The following is a 15,466-nucleotide window of genomic DNA, read 5'->3' on the forward strand; positions in this document are numbered from 1 at the left end:
CAGCGGGTGGAGCCCGTTTTCAGGGAGTAAGGCATGGGGAGTCACAACCCGCATTACCAGGTCATCGGGCAAATGTTCCAAAAGGACTACCGATGGCTATGCGCCGCAGTCAGCCGTACCCTCGGTTGCCCGCACAGCGCACAGGACATCGCTTCGGAAACGTTTCTGCGAGTGTTGGCGTTGCCCGATCCACTGGCCATACGCGAACCGCGCGCACTGTTGACCACAATCGCCCGGCGTCTGGTCTATGAAGGCTGGCGCCGGCAGGATCTGGAGCGTGCCTATCTGCAAAGCCTGGCCCTGGCGCCCGAGCTGGTGCATCCGTCACCCGAGGAACGGGCGTTGGTGATCGAAGCACTGCTGGCGGTGGATCGCTTGCTCAACGGTCTGTCAGCCAAGGCCAAGGCTGCGTTTCTCTACCATCAACTCGATGGCCTGACCTACAGCGAAATCGGCGAACGCCTTGGCGTCTCCACCAGTCGCGTGCAGCAGTACATGGTCGAAGCCTTCAAGCGTTGCTATCAGGCGATGCAGGCATGAGACCGGACGAAACGCTGATCGACGAAGCAGCGCAATGGATGGCGCTGTTGCAATCGGGAGATGTCAGCCTGCAGGAGCGCGCGGCGTTCGACGCCTGGCGTGCGGCGGATCCACGGCATCAACAGATCATCGAGCAAATGGGCGGCGGGCTGAACCTGCTGCGCCATTCGAACCTGCGCGGGTTGCCGCGAGAGAGTGTGCTGCACAGCCTGAATGCGCCCTCCAACAGTCGCCGCCGATTCATCAGCGGCAGCCTGAGTGTGCTCGGGATTGCGGTGCTGGCCGGTTTGCTAGGTCGACGTTATGGCTGGCTGCCGGAGGCCGGCGAGTTGTCGACGGGTACAGGCGAGCGACGTCAGTTCACGCTGGAGGATGGCAGCGCCCTGACGCTGAACGCCCGCAGCCGCGTGGTGCCGCGATTCGATAACGTCGAGCGTTTGCTGGCCTTGCGCAGCGGTGAACTGCTGGTCGACGTGGCGAAGAATCTGGCCCGGCCGTTTGTGGTCGAAACCGAGCACGGGCGGATGCGTGCGCTTGGTACGCAATTTCTGGTGCAGCGACTGGATGACGCGACACGGCTGGTGATGCTGCATTCGCAAGTCGAAGTGGTCACCGCCAGCGGTGCGCGGCAAGTGGTGGAGGCGGGCGAGAGTCTGCTGTTCAACGGCCAGGAGATCCTCGCACTGGAGCGCAGCAAAGGACAGGAAAGCGCCTGGGTGCAAGGGCGACTCGAAGTACGCGACCGTCCCCTCAGCGAAGTCATCGACAGCCTGCGCAGTTACCGTCGCGGCATCCTGCATCTGAGCCCGGAAGTCGCCGGGCTGCGTCTCAGCGGTCTCTATCCGCTGGACGACAGCGACCGCACATTGCAGTTGCTCGAACGCTCGCTGCCAATCCGCGTCACCTGGCACAACCCGTATTGGGTGAGCGTCGAAGCACGGTTATAAAACCATAACTTCCTGGTCTATCCGCGACCCTATAAAAAGCGCCGGCCCGCTGCTCATTCCCTGCAGACGCCTTCAACAGGGAAGCCCCTCGATGTTCTCATTCAAACAACAATTACCCCGCCTGACGCTGGCCGCCGCGCTGGCGATGGGCATCGTTCCTTCAGCCGTATTGGCGCAAGATGCGGCCACTCAGGTCTTTACTTTCGACATTGCTGCCGGGGCCCTCGACGAGGTGCTGCTGGACATCTCGCGTCAGGCCGACTTGCCGATTTCCTTCAGCCAGAATCTGGTTCAGGGCAAGCGCAGCAGTGCCGTGCGCGGTGCGTTGGGCGGCCGGCAGGCGGTGGAGAAGGCGTTGCTCGGCAGCGGTCTGCAAGTCGAACAGGGCACTCAAGGTCTGAGTATTCGCCAGGCTGATGCGCCGAGCGCCGCGCCCGTGAAAACCACCGCTGTGGCGCCTGCCAGCGGCGCCGATTACCGCATGGAAAAAGTCACGGTCACCGGCTCGCGGATTGCCCGTGCGCAGTCTGATGGTGCGACGCCGGTCAACGTCATCACCCACGAAGAAATGGAAGCGCGGGGCTACAAGAACGTCTACGACGCGCTCGCCACACAGACGCAAAACACCGGCATGACCCAGGGCGAAGACTATGGCAATACCTGGCAACCGGCCGCCAGCGCCCTCAACCTGCGCGGCCTGGGGCCCAACCACACGCTGGTGCTGATCAATGGCCGGCGGGTCGCCGATTACCCGACGCCGTATGACGGCAAGGTCAACTTCACCAACCTGGCGAACATTCCGTCGGCGATCATCGACCGCATCGAAGTCCTCAGCAGCGGTGCCTCGGCGATTTACGGTTCGGATGCGATTGCCGGGGTGGTGAACATCATCCTCAAGGACAAGATGAATGGCGTGGACGTCAACCTCAAGGGTGGTACCAGCGAGCGCGGCGGCGGTGACAATCAGCGGTTGCAAATCAGCGGCGGCGGCAGTTGGGGCGACTTCGATGGTTTGTTCGGGCTTGAGCTGACCAACCGTGATCCGATCTGGGCCGATGACCGAGGTTTCATGCAGAGCGGGCCGTTGGCGGATGTCGGTTATCGTCGTGACCTGACAAACAACCGTTACCTGGGGCCGGGCTGCGGCGCTTATCAGGGCACGTTCGACAACAAGCTGTTCAACAACGGCGGGCGCTGCCGCACCGACCAGATGTACAACGATTACTGGACGATCCAGACACAAAAGGAAAACTACGACGGCTACACCCGCGGCACCTGGCATTTCAGCGACAGTGGTCAGGTGTTCGCCGACCTGATGTACGGCCTCGATCACATCCAGAACAACACCCGTGGCCCGACCTTCACTTCGCCGGATTTCATCAACCAGAACAGCGGCAATCTGGAACGTTGGTATCGCCGTTTTGGTGAAGAAGAGATCGGCGGGCGCACCAGCAACAACAGCAAGTGGCGCGATACGTCGTGGACCGGCACCCTCGGGCTTTCGGACAAGATCGCCGACACCGGCTGGAACTATGAGCTCGCAGCCAACCGCTCGGAATACAAAAGCGTGCGCAGCTGGCGCTATACACCGCTGGCCTCGATCCAGGATTTTTATCTCGGCCCGCAACTTGGCACGAGCGGCGGCTACCCGGTCTTCGCTCCAGACGCCTCGCGCCTCGACCGGCCGCTGACACCGCAGGAGTGGGAGCAGTTTCGCGGTAACCGGAGTGAGAGCAGCAAGTCGGTTTCCACCAGCTACAACGCGTCAGTCAATGGCGATCTGTTTGACTTGCCCGCCGGCCCAGTGGGGTTCGCCGGGGTGCTGGAGGCGGGCAAACAGGAATACCGCATCGATCCGGACAACGACTTCAGTGACGGCGGGTTCTACGGTGTCAGCCCGGCGCAGAGCTCCGGTGGTTCGCGCAAGCGTTACGCGGCCGGGGGCGAGTTCAGCATTCCAGTCACCGATACCGTGCTGGCGACAGCGGCAGGGCGCTGGGACCAATACAAATTCAGCGGCCGCACCGAGCAACAGAAAACCTACAACCTCGGCCTGGAATGGCGGCCAGTCACCAGCCTTTTATTGCGCGGAAGTTATGGCACCAGTTTCCGTGCGCCGGATCTGAACTACATCTACCAGTCCGACAGCAATGGTTACTACCCGGCGCAGATCGATTACTACGGTTGCAGCCAGGGCGTGGAGGGCGCGTGTGATCGCGGGCGGGTCGATTACACCCAGAGTGGCACGGCGGATCTGCAATCCGAGCGCGGCAAATCCTGGACCTACGGTTTTGTCTGGTCGCCGTCGCGCAACTTCGATTTCTCCACCGACTTCTGGCGCGTGGAAATCGATGACCTGCTGACCACCGTCGACGAAAACCGCCTGTTGCAGCAGGAGAACGAATGTCGCAACGGCACCCAGGACATCAACTCGGCCAACTGCCAGTCGACCCTCGCTCGCGTCGATCGTAATCCCGGCAACGCCGCTATCGATCCCAACCAGTTGCAACGGGTACGGGTGAATGCGATCAACGCCGCCAGTGAGCGGGTCAGCGGTCTGGACTTCAAGAGCAATATCCGCTGGGGCGCGGGCCAATACGGCGCGTTCAGTTCGGCGTTGGGCTACACCCTCGTACTGTCGCACTTTTACAAGGAATCGGACGAGGCCCCGACCCAGGACTGGCGCACTTCGCGTACCAACTACGACTGGCGCAGCAAGGTCAACGCCAGCCTGACCTGGGATTATCAGAAAGCCACGGCGACGCTGATGGGGATTCGCTATGGCTCGGTCACCAACGGCGCGGGCGACGGGCGTCTGTCGCCGTGGACAGTGTTCAATGCCAGCGCGCGGTACAAGCTCAATGACCGGGCGAGTGTAGGGCTGACGGTCAACAACGTGCTCAATCAGGTCAAGCATGACGACTCGGCTGGCTGGCCGTATTACCCGACCGGCAACTACGACCCATACGGCCGTCAGTGGTGGCTGGATGTGAGTTATCACTTCGGCAGTTGAGTACGGCATTACGCTCGGCGGCGTCCTACGGAAGTTGCCGGGTTTTGAGTGAAAGCAGGGATATTTCCGACGACTTTTTAAGGTTGGCCGTCGGAAGCGTGATCTATAGCATCGGCGATGACATTGAAGTCGTAAACGGCCTGGACACACAGGCCTCTGATAACGGATGGATCATGCGAACTGCACACCTCGAATACGAAACGCCTGCTTATTCCGCTCGCCATCAATGGCGCGATGATCGTGCCAGATGTCCCATGGAGGATGACGCGTTGCCCAGCGCAAAAGTGCCCCGGTTGGCGGGCTTGAAGAAGGTCGAGGGCAAGCCTGTCGAATTGCTTGTGCATGGCCGGAACATCGGTGATGACGCCCTGCTGATCGTTCACCTTACTGAAGAAGGTTTCGAGCTGAACGACGTCGTCGACATGCTTTCAACCTCCGAGCTTTACCAGCAAGGCGACGTGGTCAAACTCATCACTGGCAAGTCGGTCAGAACGGTACGCCGGCTGCTGAAGGAAGGAAAACCGGTACGGCTTGACCCGCAGCAGAGTGTCATCGCCTACCAATATGCATTGGTCCTGGAGTTGGCCATTCGGGCCTTCGGGGGGCTACCACGGGCGGAGGACTGGATGCAAAAACCCTCTACCTATTTTTACGGTCATGTGCCGCTGGAGTTGACCCTGCATCCATTGGGTTTTCAGATGGTGGAGCAGTATCTGGGGCAACTGATCTACGGGGTTTATCCATGAACCCCTTGCCGTGGGACAAACATTGGTATGCATGGCGGCTTGACCGCGAGGTTTATGGAAGAACGTGGGATAGCGGGATGGGGTCAAAGATGAGAGGAGGTCGATGGAACATTCCCGGACGACGCGTTGTGTATGCATCCGTCGATCCGTCGTCGGCCATTCTGGAGGTGGCAGCCAACCGCAGTTTCGATGCTCTGGACCGCGAGCCTTATGTTTTGACGTGTTTCGAAGTCATCAACAATGCGAAGGTAAAAATCGTGCAGCCTGAAGAGGTGCCTAATCCTTACTGGCTGAGCCCTGCTCGGCCGTCACCCAATCAGCGATTGTTTGCCGACGCTTTACTGGCTGAACATCCGTTTGTACTGATTCCCTCGGCGGCAACTCGTCATTCTTGGAACTTGCTGGTGAGCTGCGACCTGGCTGAGGGGCAGTTCAGGATGGTCTCGCAGGAGCGGTTCGGGCTTGATACCCGATTACTCGGGGAAATGGCGTCAGTCTGATGAAGCGTCATGCTGGTTTTTGCATAACCTCAGCACCCAACGGTCTAAATCGCGCCCTATAAATCGCCATCTGCCATCGCACATCCCTGCATAAACCAAAACGCAGGGATGGCTGTTCATGATTCGATTTTCACCCGTTAAGTCCCCGTTGAGCCTGGCCTTGCTGCTGGCGATCAACACATTGCCGGCGATTGCCGCCGACAGCAGTGCCACAGAACCGACCACCCAACTGCAACGGGTTGAAGTCACCGGTACTGCGATCCGCCGGGTCGATGCCGAGACTGCCGTGCCCGTGACCATCCTTAGGGTGGAAGAATTGCAGAAGCAAGGTGTGACAACGACTGAAGAGCTGGTCAGTCGGATCTCTGCCAACCAGTCGTCCGTAGGCTCCGGGCGCTCGGTGGGTTCTTCCAGCGGCGGCGCGTCTTATGCGGACCTGCGTGGCATTGGCCCGAACAAGACGCTGGTGCTGCTTAACGGCCGCCGCTTGAGCAACAACGCGACCAACGCCATCAACGGCTCCGGCGTCGACCTCAATACGATCCCGTTCGCTGCCATCGACCGGGTTGAAGTGCTGCGCGACGGTGCTTCGGCGTTGTACGGCACCGATGCCATCGGCGGGGTGATCAACTTCATCACCAAGACCAGCCTCACCGAAGGTCAGATCAGCACCAACTACGACACGCCGACCCATTCCGGTGGCGGTGAAAGTCGTAATTTCAGCGGCAGTTGGGGATTCGGTGATTTGCAGGACGATCGCTTCAATGTGTTTGGCGTCGTGAGCTACGACAAGCAACAACGGTTGGCCGCCGAAGATCGCGGTTACACCTACAACTACCAGCCGGGGCGAGGGCTAGATTACACCTCCGGCACGGCGTCACCCGCCAACTGGAGCCAGGGCAGCAACGCCACCAATCCATTGGCCGGGTCCGGTTGCAATGCACCGGGCCTGCTGTCGCGCAACGGCATCTGCCGCCAGAGCCTGTGGAACTACCTCGATCTGGTGCCGGAAACCGAAAAGACCTCGGCCTTCGCCAAAGCCACCGGCAAGTTGTCGGATGATCACAACGTCAGCCTCGAATACTTCTGGGCGCGCAACGAAAACCGCACCCAGATCGGCCCCGGCACTTTGATGGGCAATCAGGTCAATCCCGGTACTACGTTTTATCCGGGCAACGGCATTACTCCCGGACCGAGTGGTTTTGCCCTTGATCCGACGCAGCCGGTGAACGTGAACTGGCGCGAAACTGCCGTAGGCGCGCGCCAGCATGAGGATGACAACACGGGCCAGCGCTTGCTGCTGAGCTTCGATGGCACCCTCGTCGGCTGGGATTACAACGTCGGCGCCTCGTACAACCAGAACAAAGTGGTCAACACGATCCGCAGCGGTTATGTGAACGACCGGGCTGTCAGCCAGGGCATTGCCAACGGCGTGATCAATCCGTTCGGCCCGCAGACGGTTGCAGGTTCCGCGTTACTGGCGGCTAACGCGGTGGATGGCGATTACGGAACAGCCGTTGGCCGGGTGAAGGCGATTGATGGCCGTGTCAGCCGCGAGATTGGTGACTGGTTCGGCGCGGGTCCTTCGGCGCTGGCGCTGGGTGGCGAGTACCGCAAGGAAGACTTCCATCAGGATTTCGCCCAGTTCGCGGCTGATGTGCAGAGCCTGGGCGTTGACCCGAATGCCAGCGTGTCCGGGGATCGCAGCGTCTCGGCTCAATACGCCGAGGTCAACGTGCCGGTGTTCGACAGCCTCGAATTGTCCGCCGCCGTGCGCCACGACAAATACAGCGATTTCGGCAGCACCACCAACCCGAAATACTCGTTCCGCTTTCAGCCGTTCAAGGAGCTGGTGGTTCGTGGCGCCTACAGTGAAGGCTTCCGGGCGCCATCGCTGTACGAGTTGTACAACCCGAACTTCACCACGTTCACCGTGGCCAATTACAACGATCCGCGGCTGTGTGCCGGTGGCAACCCGAGCAACGGCGGGATCGCCAACCGCGACTGCGCTCAGCAGTTCAACAGCCGGACCGGCGGCAACAAGGACTTGAGCCCGGAAACCGCGCGCAACGTCACCCTCGGTTTCGTTTATCAGCCCTTCGATCGCCTGACCACCGGGCTGGATTTCTGGTGGATCAATATCGCCAACCAGATCGCCGAGTTCCCTGAATCGGCGGTGTTCGAAAACCCGGAGCTTTACCCGGATCGTTTGATTCGCAAGCCTGATGGCTCCATCGATCACATCGTCACCGGCCTGTCCAACCTCGGCAAGATCAAGACCAACGGCGTCGACGTGAGCTTCGACTATCGCCTGCCAAGCACGTCGTATGGTGATTTCGGCATCGGTCTGCAAGGGACCTATGTCAGTCGTTACGAGTATCAGCAGCAGCTCAAGGGTGACTACATCGACAAGCTGGGCGATTTCCGAGGCGGTGACTTTTCCTCGGCCGGCGCCGTTGCCCGTTGGCGCCACAGCCTGACCGGGAGCTGGAACTATGGCCCGTTCGGCGCAAGCCTGACCAACCGCTACACCAGCGGTTATCACGACTCGGATCGTGAGACCCACGATTACGTCGGCTCCTACAACGTCTGGGACGTGGCCGGCACCTACACCTGGCGCCAGACGCTGGCCGTGACGTTGGGGGTGAAGAACCTGTTCGACCGCGAGCCGCCATTCAGCAACCAGACCTACACGTTCCAGAGCGGCTACGACCCGAAATACGGCGACCCGTTCGGGCGAACGCTGTTCACGCGGGTTAACTACAAGTTCTGAAAATGACCAGTCGGTGCCGGTTTTAGTAACCCATCGTTCTAAAACCGGCCCTATAAAAAATGCCTGCCTGCTGCACATCAAAAGTAGGCAGGTAGGCGCTTAAAGGATCTGCCCATGTTTTCCAGACTCACTTTGCTGGGCGTATGTCTTGTGCTGAGCCCGGCGATTTTTGCGCAGCCCCAGCACGCCCTCACGGTCTACGGCGAAGCGCCCAAATACGCCCCGGACTTTCAGCATCTGGCCTATACCAACCCCGATGCACCCAAGGGTGGCAGTCTGCGGCGTTCTTCGCTGGAAAGCGGTCCGTTCGACCACTTGATTCCCTATGTCGAAAAAGGCACCGGCGTCGCCGAGGTCGACGGCTGGCTCTATGCGCCGCTGGCTTATCGCAGCAAGGACGAGCCCTACAGCGTCTACGGTCTGGTGGCGCAACGCATGGAGCTGGACGCGGATCGGCATTGGGTGCGTTTCTATCTCAATCCCGAGGCGCGTTTTGATGACGGCACGCCGATCACTGCCGAGGACGTGCGCTACACCTTCGAGCTGTTTACCACCCAGGGCAGCCTGAAGTACCGGCAGCAGTTTCGTGATGTCGCCGAGGTGCAAGTCGAGTCGCCAACGCAAGTGCGCTTCCTGTTCAAGAACAATGACAGCCGCACCTTGCCACTGGATCTGGCGGTGCTGCCCGTCCTGCCCGAGCATTGGTGGCGTACGCGGGACTTCGCCGAAGGCGCTGGTTTCGAGATTCCGCCCGGCAGCGGCCCCTATCGGGTCAGCGCGGTGGATGCCGGGCGCAGTGTGAAATTCCAGCGGGTTCAGGACTGGTGGGGCAAGGATCTGCCAGTCAGCCGCGGGCTCTACAACTTCGATCAGTTGAGTGTGGAGTTCTTCGCCGACACCGACGTGTCGCGGCAAGTACTCAAGGCCGGTGGCTTCGATTACAACCGCGAGTTCTCCGCCACCAGTTACACCATCGGTTATGCCGGCACAGCGCTGGAGCAGGGCAAGTTGTTGCGCGAACACCTCGCTCCCGGTGCCGCTCAAGGCTCACAGGGTTTCGTGTTCAACTTGCAGAAACCGATGTTTCAGGATCGCCGGGTGCGCCAAGCGATCGCCATGCTCTGGGATTTCGAATGGAGCAATCGGCAGATGATGCGCAGCATGTACCTGCGCCAGCGCAGTTACTTCTCTCACAGCGCGCTGTCGGCCACTGAATTGCCGGACGCCGAAGAGCTGAAAATCCTTGAACCCTGGCGCGGCAAAATCCCCGATGAGGTGTTCAGCCAGGTGTTCGAGGCGCCGCGCACCGACGGCAGCGGCAACATCCGCGCGCAACAGTTGCAAGCGCTGAAACTGCTGGAGGCCGCTGGTTGGAAACCCCTTGGCGATCAACTGGTCAACGCCGCCGGCGAGCCGCTGCAATTCACCTTTCTCAACGGCCAGAAAGGTTTCGAACGTTTGCTTTTACCGTTCAAACGCAATCTGGCGCAGATCGGCATCGGTTTCGATATTCGTCAGGTCGACACCGCGCAATACACCAACCGCGTGCGCAATCGCGACTACGACATGATCGTCGTCGGCTATCCAGTGAGTCAGGCACCGGGTCGCGAGATGTTCAACTACTTCGGTTCCGACGGCGCCGATGATCCGGGCTCCAATAACTACATGGTGCTGCGTGATCCGGCAGTGGATGCGCTGCTCGAAGGGGTGGTGCAGGCCGACAGCCGCGCGAGTCTGCTGCGCCATGCCCGGGCGCTGGATCGGGTGCTGCAGTGGGGCTACTACTGGGTTCCCAACTACTACCCGCCGGGAATCTCCACGGTGTGGTGGAACCGTTTCGGCCGTCCGGCGATTGCGCCGCTGTACGACGCCGGCCTCGATACCTGGTGGGAAATCAGTCCGACGGCGTTGACCGCCACACAGGCGCAAAAACAGCAAAAGGAGTTGGCCCATGTGGGGTTATAGCCTGCGGCGCCTGCTGCTGATCGTGCCGACCTTGTTGGCGATTCTGTTGGTGAACTTCGCGATCGTGCAGGCCGCGCCCGGTGGTCCGGTTGAGCAAGCCATCGCCCGATTGCAGGGCATCGGTGTCGGCGGGGCGGTGGGCGCAAGTCATGTCGAAACGATTGGCGGCGAGTCCCGCGCGACTCGTGGCCTGGACCCGAAACTGGTGGCCGATATCGAGCGCCAGTACGGTTTCGACAAACCCGCCAGCGAGCGCTTGTGGCTAATGCTCAAGAGCTACGCGCAACTGGATTTCGGCAAGAGTTTCTTCCGGGGCGCGATGGTGACCGAACTGATCTGGCAGAAATTGCCGGTGACCTTGTCGCTGGGGCTGTGGGCGACATTGATTACCTATCTGGTCTCGATCCCGCTGGGCATCCGCAAGGCCGTGCACAACGGTTCGGCATTCGATGTCTGGAGCAGTGCGGCGATCATCATCGGCTACGCGATGCCGGGTTTTCTGTTCGCTCTGTTGTTGATCGTGGTGTTTGCCGGCGGCACGGCGCTGGACTGGTTTCCCGTGCGCGGGCTGGTCTCGGACAACTTTGCCGAGCTGACGCTGTGGGGCAAGGTGGCGGATTACTTCTGGCATCTGGTGTTGCCGGTCAGCGCACTGGTGATCGGTGGTTTCGCGACGCTGACGATCCTGACCAAGAACAGCTTCCTCAACGAGATCTCGCGGCTGTACGTGGTCACGGCCCGGGCCAAGGGTTTGAGTGAGCGTCAGGTGCTGTACGGGCATGTGTTTCGCAACGCGATGTTGCTGGTGGTCGCCGGATTGCCTCAGGCGCTGGTGACCGTGTTCTTCGGCGGCTCGTTGCTGATCGAAGTGATCTTCTCCCTCGATGGTCTCGGGCGCCTGAGTTATGAGGCGGCGGTGTCGCGGGATTACCCGGTGGTGTTCGGTTCGCTGTTCATCTTCACCCTTTTCGGACTCTTGATAAAACTGCTGGGCGACCTGTGCTACACGCTGGTCGACCCGCGCATCGACTTTTCTGCGAGGACCGCCCGATGCTGACGCTTTCTCCCATCGGACAGCGCCGTTGGGCGCGGTTCAAGGCCCATCGACGCGGCTGGTGGTCGTTGTGGCTGTTTCTTGCGCTCTTCGGTTTGAGCCTTGGCGGTGAACTGGTCGCCAATGACAAACCGCTGTTGGTGACTTATCAGGGCGAATGGTACTTCCCGGCGTTCAAGCGCTACACCGAGCAGGATTTCGGCGGCGAGCTAACGTTTCAGCCCGATTATCGCAGCGCCCAGGTGCGCGAGCTGATAGAGGGGCAGGGCGGACGAATGTGGTTTGCGCCGATCCCGTTCGGCTTCGACACGGTCAACTACGACCTCACGGAGCCGGCACCGAGCCCGCCTACCGGTGAAAACTGGCTGGGCACCGATGATCAGGCGCGGGATGTGCTGGCGCGGGTGATTTTCGGTACGCGGGTGTCGTTGCTCTTCGCGTTGGCACTGACCGCGACCAGTGCCTTGATCGGCATCGCTGCCGGTGCGTTACAGGGTTACTACGGTGGTTGGATCGATCTGATCGGGCAGCGTTTGCTGGAGGTCTGGTCGGGGCTGCCGGTGCTCTATCTGCTGATTATCCTGTCGGGATTCGTCGAGCCGAATTTCTGGTGGTTGCTGGGCATCATGGCGCTGTTTTCCTGGCTGAGCCTGGTCGATGTGGTGCGCGCCGAGTTCCTGCGCAGCCGGGGGCTCAAGTACGTGAAAGCGGCGCGGGCGCTGGGCGTCGGCGATGCGCAGGTGATCGTGCGGCACATTCTGCCCAACGCCATGAGCGCGACACTGACGTACTTGCCGTTCATTCTCACCGGAGCCATTGCGACGTTGTCGGCACTGGATTTCCTCGGTTTCGGCATGCCGGCGGGCAGCGCTTCGCTGGGTGAATTGATCGGCCAGGGCAAGACCAATCTGCAAGCGCCGTGGCTGGGCCTGACGGCGTTCTTTGCACTCGCGCTGATTCTTTCACTGCTCGTATTCATCGGCGAAGCGTGCCGTGATGCCTTCGACCCCAGGACTTGATATGCGTGAACACTTGATCGAAATACGCGACCTGCGGGTCGCCTTCAAAGGCCAGGAAGTGGTCCACGGCATTGACCTCGACATCTGTCCGGGTGAATGCCTTGCGTTGGTGGGGGAATCCGGCTCCGGCAAATCGGTGACGGCCCACAGCATCCTGCAACTGTTGGACCCGGCCATCACTCGAATTGACGGCAGCATTCGTTATGGCGGCGAAGAGTTGCTGGGCGTCCATGAACGTTATTTGCGGCAATTGCGCGGCAACCGCATTGCGATGATTTTTCAGGAGCCGATGAGTTCGCTCAACCCGTTGCACAGCATCGAGCGACAACTCGGCGAAAGTCTGGCGCTGCACAAAGGTCTGGCGGGCGCGGCAGCACGCAAGCGGATTCTGGAGCTGATGGAGCTGGTGGGGATTCAGCGTCCAAGTGAGCGTCTGAAGGCTTATCCGCATCAGCTCTCCGGCGGGCAACGGCAACGGGTGATGATCGCGATGGCGCTGGCGTGCGAGCCGCAATTGTTGATCGCTGACGAGCCGACCACCGCCCTCGATGTCACTGTGCAGCGCAAGATCCTGCTGTTGCTCAAAGAGCTGCAACAGCGGCTGGGCATGGCGTTGCTGATCATCAGCCATGACTTGAATCTGGTGCGCACCATCGCTCAGCGTGTAGCGGTGATGCGTGCTGGCGAGATTGTCGAGCAGGCGACTTGCGAGCAATTGTTCCAGGCGCCGCAGCATCCTTACAGCATTGAATTGCTCAATGCTGAACCCGGCGGTGCGGCGCTGTGCCGGGATGTCGCGGAGGATCTGCTGGAAGTGCGCGATCTCAATGTTCGCTTCCGGTTGGGCGGCGGTTGGCTGCGATCCAAGTCGTATCTGCACGCGGTCAACCGTATCGATTTGAATCTGCAACGGGGCAAAACCCTGGGCATCGTCGGCGAGTCCGGCTCGGGCAAATCCACCCTCGGTCAGGCGATTTTGCGGCTGATCGAGGCGCAAGGCAGCATCCGCTTCGCGGGCAAAGCACTGGAACAACTGAGCGGCAAACACCTGAGGCCGCTGCGTAAGCGCCTGCAAGTGGTGTTTCAGGATCCGTTCGGCAGTCTCAGTCCTCGGTTATGCGTTGAACAGATCATCGCCGAGGGTTTGCAGGTGCACAGTGACTTGAATGCACTTGAGCGCGAGCAGGCCGTGATCGATGTGTTGAAGGAAGTCGGACTCGATCCGGCGACGCGCCATCGTTATCCGCACGAGTTCTCGGGTGGGCAGCGGCAGCGCATCGCCATCGCCCGGGCGTTGGTGGTCAAGCCGGATCTGATTCTGTTGGATGAGCCGACCTCGGCGCTGGATCGCACCGTACAGAAACAGATCGTTGCGCTGTTGCGCCGGTTACAGGAGGAACACGGTCTGACGTATCTGTTCATCAGCCATGACCTGGCGGTAGTGCGGGCACTGGCCCACGACCTGATCGTGATGAAGGATGGCGAGGTAGTGGAACGAGGGGAAACGGGCGAGTTGTTCAGCTCGGCGAAACACCCTTATACGCGAGAGCTGCTGGCGGCTTCGTTTGCCGGTTCGAGCGCCTGAAACGACAAATCCCGCCACAGGGGCGGGATTTGCTTGCAATCTGGCTGCCGACTTACGCCGGGAACAGCTCGGACAGTTTCATCGACAGCATCATGTCGCCTTCAACGCGCAGCTTGCCGCCCATGAAGGCTTGCATGCCGTCGGTTTCGCCGCTGACGATGCCTTTCAGGGTTTCGCTGTCCAGCACCAGTGTGCAGTTGGCGTCGGCGTTTTCGCCTTCCTGGATGTCGCAAGTGCCGTCTTTGACGATCAGGGCGTAGTGCTTGTCTTCGTCAGTGATGTTGAAACCGAAGATCAGATCCAGACCGGCAGCAGCGGCTGGGTTGAACTTGGCTTGCATTGCTTTTACGGCATCAGCTACGGAGGTCATGATTCGATCCTTTTTGGTTGATTGCAGCAGGGTCACAGTAATCCGGACTCAGCGAAAAGTGATGAGTTCCGGGGCCTTCAACAGTTGCAGGTGTGCATGACTGTTGAAGGAAGCCAGAGCCACCTCGCGACCGCGGAACTTCAGCTGGTTGAGCGAGGTGTTGACGATTTGCCAGTTCAGTTCAAAGGCCTGCCGTGCAGGCATTTGGGTTATCAGGTGCAATAGCGCGGTAATGGTGCCACCCGAGGTGAAGACCGCGATTTTCTGGGTGTTGTCAGCCTGATCGAGAATACGGTTGAGCCCGGCCTGGACCCGTTCGACAAAACCCAGCCAGCTTTCCAGCCCCGGCGTGTCGTAGGTGCCGGCGAGCCAGCGTTCGATGATCAGGGCGAAGATGCGCTGGAACTCGCCACGGTTTTGTGCGGCGTTGCGCAGGATTTCCAGCGCCTCGGGTTCTTCGGGCAGCATGGCCGGGAGCAGGGCGCGGATCACGGCGTCGGCGTCGAACTCGTTGAAGGCCGAGTCGGTTTCCAGAGCAGGGACCGGCAGGCCGACGGCGTCGAACTGTTCCAGCGCGCTGTTGGCCGTGTGTTGCTGACGGCGCAGGTCGCCCGACAGGCAGCGATCGAAGCTGATGCCGAGGTCGGCGAGGTGGCGGCCGAGGATCTCTGCCTGGCGCACACCGGTCGGTGACAGGACGTCATAGTCGTCTGCACCAAAGGAGGCCTGGCCATGTCGAATCAAGTAGATGCTGCCCACGTCCGCGTCATCCCGGTACGTTGAAGGTTGTGGCGAGGTTATGGGGATGGCGGAGAGCTGTCAATGAAAAAACATACGCTTGTTTGAAATGCCCGTTACAGGCCTGTTTCCAGAGGTTTCACGGCTGGCCGACGAGGCAGTGCATGGGTATGCTGGAGCCAATTCCCGCGCACGTTTCACAACGGCGCATCGTTT

Annotated in this window: 12 protein-coding genes; 10 read left to right on the forward strand and 2 right to left on the reverse strand. The window is 60.4% G+C overall.

All coding sequences use genetic code 11. From position 1 onward, the window contains the following. The first annotated feature begins 33 nt into the window (after window positions 1-33). The 10 genes from JJN09_RS04110 (at window position 34) to JJN09_RS04155 (ending at window position 14,142) form a co-directional block, all read left to right on the forward strand. Window positions 34-540 carry a sigma-70 family RNA polymerase sigma factor gene (locus tag JJN09_RS04110; RefSeq protein WP_249485834.1) on the forward strand — a complete coding sequence of 169 codons (507 nt, stop codon included), beginning with the start codon at window positions 34-36 and terminating at the stop codon, window positions 538-540. Further along, window positions 537-1,487 (forward strand): FecR domain-containing protein, encoded by a 951-nt coding sequence (locus JJN09_RS04115; RefSeq protein ID WP_249485837.1) that lies wholly within the window; start codon window positions 537-539, stop codon window positions 1,485-1,487. Before JJN09_RS04110 ends, JJN09_RS04115 begins: the two co-directional genes overlap by 4 nt. Window positions 1,488-1,578: 91 nt before the next feature. Beyond that, on the forward strand, window positions 1,579-4,500 hold the full coding sequence (locus JJN09_RS04120; RefSeq protein WP_249485838.1) for a TonB-dependent receptor: 2,922 nt from the start codon (window positions 1,579-1,581) through the stop codon (window positions 4,498-4,500). A 254-nt stretch (window positions 4,501-4,754) separates the two neighbouring features. Continuing rightward, the gene (locus JJN09_RS04125) at window positions 4,755-5,246 is read left to right on the forward strand and encodes an antitoxin Xre/MbcA/ParS toxin-binding domain-containing protein (RefSeq protein ID WP_249490755.1); all 492 of its coding nucleotides are present in this window, start codon (window positions 4,755-4,757) and stop codon (window positions 5,244-5,246) included. Continuing rightward, window positions 5,243-5,746 carry an RES family NAD+ phosphorylase gene (locus JJN09_RS04130; protein WP_249485840.1) on the forward strand — a complete coding sequence of 168 codons (504 nt, stop codon included), beginning with the start codon at window positions 5,243-5,245 and terminating at the stop codon, window positions 5,744-5,746. Before JJN09_RS04125 ends, JJN09_RS04130 begins: the two co-directional genes overlap by 4 nt. Window positions 5,747-5,864: 118 nt before the next feature. After that, complete coding sequence (locus JJN09_RS04135) at window positions 5,865-8,519, forward strand: TonB-dependent receptor (RefSeq protein WP_249485842.1); 2,655 nt, start codon at window positions 5,865-5,867, stop codon at window positions 8,517-8,519. 114 nt (window positions 8,520-8,633) lie between these two features. Further along, entirely contained in the window at window positions 8,634-10,484 is a 1,851-nt protein-coding gene (locus JJN09_RS04140) for an extracellular solute-binding protein (protein ID WP_249485845.1), read from the forward strand. Continuing rightward, window positions 10,471-11,541, forward strand: coding sequence for a microcin C ABC transporter permease YejB (locus JJN09_RS04145; protein ID WP_249485848.1), 1,071 nt, complete (start codon window positions 10,471-10,473; stop codon window positions 11,539-11,541). The genes JJN09_RS04140 and JJN09_RS04145 overlap by 14 nt, the downstream gene beginning before the upstream one ends. Beyond that, a complete protein-coding gene (locus tag JJN09_RS04150; protein WP_249485850.1) occupies window positions 11,535-12,557 on the forward strand; it encodes an ABC transporter permease in 1,023 nt (340 codons plus the stop codon). Before JJN09_RS04145 ends, JJN09_RS04150 begins: the two co-directional genes overlap by 7 nt. Window position 12,558: 1 nt before the next feature. Beyond that, a complete protein-coding gene (locus tag JJN09_RS04155; RefSeq protein ID WP_249485851.1) occupies window positions 12,559-14,142 on the forward strand; it encodes an ABC transporter ATP-binding protein in 1,584 nt (527 codons plus the stop codon). A gap of 52 nt (window positions 14,143-14,194) precedes the next feature. On the opposite strand, the gene JJN09_RS04160 is transcribed toward JJN09_RS04155, so the two are convergent. After that, the gene (locus JJN09_RS04160; protein ID WP_085730743.1) at window positions 14,195-14,512 is read right to left on the reverse strand and encodes an SCP2 sterol-binding domain-containing protein; all 318 of its coding nucleotides are present in this window, start codon (window positions 14,510-14,512) and stop codon (window positions 14,195-14,197) included. Window positions 14,513-14,560: 48 nt separating this feature from the next. Next, window positions 14,561-15,271, reverse strand: coding sequence for a histidine phosphatase family protein (locus tag JJN09_RS04165; protein WP_249485853.1), 711 nt, complete (start codon window positions 15,269-15,271; stop codon window positions 14,561-14,563). Window positions 15,272-15,466 lie beyond the last annotated feature (195 nt).

Source organism: Pseudomonas sp. HS6 (assembly GCF_023375815.1).
Lineage (GTDB): Bacteria > Pseudomonadota > Gammaproteobacteria > Pseudomonadales > Pseudomonadaceae > Aquipseudomonas.

Excerpts from the sequence above, each read along its gene's own strand:
- JJN09_RS04115 (WP_249485837.1), top strand. The coding sequence starts at position 537 with ATGAGACCGGACGAAACGCTGATCGACGAAGCAGCGCAATGGATGGCG.
- JJN09_RS04145 (WP_249485848.1), top strand. The coding sequence starts at position 10,471 with ATGTGGGGTTATAGCCTGCGGCGCCTGCTGCTGATCGTGCCGACCTTG.
- JJN09_RS04120 (WP_249485838.1), top strand. The coding sequence starts at position 1,579 with ATGTTCTCATTCAAACAACAATTACCCCGCCTGACGCTGGCCGCCGCG.
- JJN09_RS04160 (WP_085730743.1), bottom strand. The coding sequence starts at position 14,512 with ATGACCTCCGTAGCTGATGCCGTAAAAGCAATGCAAGCCAAGTTCAAC.
- JJN09_RS04125 (WP_249490755.1), top strand. The coding sequence starts at position 4,755 with ATGGAGGATGACGCGTTGCCCAGCGCAAAAGTGCCCCGGTTGGCGGGC.
- JJN09_RS04110 (WP_249485834.1), top strand. The coding sequence starts at position 34 with ATGGGGAGTCACAACCCGCATTACCAGGTCATCGGGCAAATGTTCCAA.
- JJN09_RS04130 (WP_249485840.1), top strand. The coding sequence starts at position 5,243 with ATGAACCCCTTGCCGTGGGACAAACATTGGTATGCATGGCGGCTTGAC.
- JJN09_RS04140 (WP_249485845.1), top strand. The coding sequence starts at position 8,634 with ATGTTTTCCAGACTCACTTTGCTGGGCGTATGTCTTGTGCTGAGCCCG.
- JJN09_RS04155 (WP_249485851.1), top strand. The coding sequence starts at position 12,559 with ATGCGTGAACACTTGATCGAAATACGCGACCTGCGGGTCGCCTTCAAA.
- JJN09_RS04150 (WP_249485850.1), top strand. The coding sequence starts at position 11,535 with ATGCTGACGCTTTCTCCCATCGGACAGCGCCGTTGGGCGCGGTTCAAG.
- JJN09_RS04135 (WP_249485842.1), top strand. The coding sequence starts at position 5,865 with ATGATTCGATTTTCACCCGTTAAGTCCCCGTTGAGCCTGGCCTTGCTG.